The organism is Allobosea sp. NPDC055332 (genome assembly GCF_053645455.1).
Map to the genome: position 1 here is coordinate 1 of NZ_JBSHMO010000038.1, position 1,129 is coordinate 1,129.

Annotated in this window: 2 protein-coding genes; both read right to left on the reverse strand. The window is 54.1% G+C overall.

Going from position 1 to position 1,129, the window contains the following annotated elements; genetic code table 11:
- A partial coding sequence (locus ACWIGM_RS31520) for a DUF1627 domain-containing protein (RefSeq protein ID WP_454029863.1) occupies positions 1–490 on the reverse strand: 490 nt, incomplete at its 3' end.
- 33 nt (positions 491–523) lie between these two features.
- Positions 524–1,129 (reverse strand): replication protein P (locus tag ACWIGM_RS31525; protein ID WP_454029864.1); only part of this gene is annotated, 606 nt, incomplete at its 5' end.

Below are 1,129 nucleotides of genomic sequence, written 5' to 3' on the forward strand. Positions count from 1 at the left end.
GCTGAGGAAAGGCCTTACCATCACTTTCCGTTACCAGCGCGGCTTTCGGCTCTGCTGGTAAATTATCGCCCGGCATGCAGTAACGAAATTTACCGTTCTGATTAACGCGTGCCAGCCGCCCCGTTGCGGTTACCACCGCCAGCGTGGAGGCAACCTTGCGAGTACTGACGCCGAACTTACCCGCCAGTTCCTCACACGTTTTAGCACCATCCTGACCGATAAACTCAATCATCATGTCTGCGGTAACTTTTTGTTCGACCTCCCCGGTCAGCATATCCTGTGCTTCAGATTTTACTGGCCGCTCTTCGGTTACCCGGGATTCACCTTCGCCAGCCAGAAACCAGGTGTGACCAGTTTTATCAACGACGCCATTTCTTTTGAGTTCCCACAGCTCGTTGAGAACCTCTTCACGACTGATATCAAGTCGCGCGGCCAGTTCTACCGATGTGGCTTTTCCCATTGCTTTCAGTGCGTCAAATACGGTTTCCATTAAAATTTCCTCCGACAAAATCGTTTCTCAGATTCAAATAAAACCAGCTGCCTTCCGGCGTTCGTATTCCTGTTTCAGCCGTTCAATTGGCGTTGGCCCTTGCGGGTGTTTCGCCCCTTCCAGTTGTCGTCGCACTGGCGGAACACTCATCCCGTTACCAACATGCTTTGCCCATTTCGTCAGTTGCCGTTCTGCAAGTCGTTTTAACTCACCCTGCGTCATCTGGCGCTCAATCCCTCTGGTACGCATTTCGAGGCAGATGTGGTACAGCACAGGCTGAGGCCACGGATATTTGTCGCTTCCGTCATATCGCCAGGACTCATCACGCCAGCGGCGGTACTCCTCCATCACAGCATCCACCGTCAGGCCAAATGGATTGGCCCCGCTTTCTGAAATCAGCGCCACAAACTCAGCCAGGTCCGGAGGCCATGTTTCACCCGCCCGGCAGCGGTCCATGCACTGGCGGCAGACCTGTCGGATTTGCTGCTCAGTCATCGCGCCAATCTGTGCAATCCAGAGCTTCGAAGGTGCGGCCCCGTTCTTCTGGGTCCAGCGGTTCGAATAAACCTCCCCCATGAGTTCCCACAGCTTCCAGACCGTTTCCGTCGCTGATAAATCCGTTTTCACGTTCCCACTGCT